Source organism: Chryseobacterium sp. CG10_8 (genome assembly GCF_058117085.1).
In genome coordinates this window covers 1-990 of the sequence record NZ_JBYVEB010000245.1, presented here as the reverse complement: position 1 = coordinate 990, position 990 = coordinate 1, and the positions used below count along the sequence as shown (strand labels likewise).

Here is a 990-nt window from a genome sequence, read left to right as displayed (position 1 = left end):
AAAACTCTGACATTATTTTCTTTTTTCATGACCAATGTTAGTCCATTATTAGTATCTCCCCATTTCCATGTTCCAGCAAACTTATCTGCATTAGGGTCTTGCACATGTTGTGCCGAACAAGTGTTAAATATCATTATTAAAAATAATATATTAAGTAATTTCATTACGCTTTTCATTTTCTATTTGTTTTAATTACACGGTTTTTTATCTAATTCTCCATTGCTTTTTATTCCAAGTTCTTCCCAAGTCGAAAAATCATTAGAACCTTTCAATACCTTCAATCCACTTTCTTTGTCCAAAAGCATCTTAACAAAACCTAATTCGTTGTCTGCTGACAATCCATTTTGCTTTATCTTGTATTCTCTAAATACCCATATTCCATAATTACTACTGAAATCCTTATTAATCCGTCCATCAGGAAGAAGAAACTGTTGTCCGTAAGTAGTAAACTTTGTAATATCGTCAATTACCATTAAATATTGCGTGTTGGATGAAGTTACAACTCCCATTATAAAAGTATCAGTATCTTTTATAAATCCATTATGATGAAGCATTGCAATAGTTGCAATATCCCCTGATGAAAATATTGATAAAAGGCTCGGATAATGTGAATGGATATAGCCATCAATCTGACCTCCGCTGCTGCTAATATTAAATTCAATATTCCCTTGTCCTACTTCTCCTTCTACAGGGACATTATCTATTTGCCCACCATTCTCTTGTAAAATGTGTCCAAACTCTTTACCCGCATTGGTTTTAGTTTTCAAATTTTGCAGAAGAGCTTTAGTCGTATTATGTTCACCTATTTCTTTTATTTTTTCACATGGAGTTTTATTTTTTGTTATCCCAACGAAAGGTATCGTTGGGATCCCACCCAATTCTGTTTCTGCATCATTAGGGTCATCAGGATTTTCGGTTGTATTGCTTCCGGTGCTGTTTGTTCCATTTGGATCATATTCTCCGCTCCCAGTGGTACCACTACCGTTATTA

At 34.0% G+C, this 990-nt stretch carries 2 protein-coding genes; both read right to left on the bottom strand.

Going from position 1 to position 990, the window contains the following annotated elements:
* Positions 1-164 (bottom strand): DUF6705 family protein (locus AC4AGG_RS16555; protein ID WP_489773127.1); only part of this gene is annotated, 164 nt, incomplete at its 3' end.
* Between the two features lie 24 nt (positions 165-188).
* Positions 189-990: hypothetical protein (locus AC4AGG_RS16550; RefSeq protein ID WP_489773126.1), on the bottom strand; the 802-nt coding region annotated here is incomplete at its 5' end.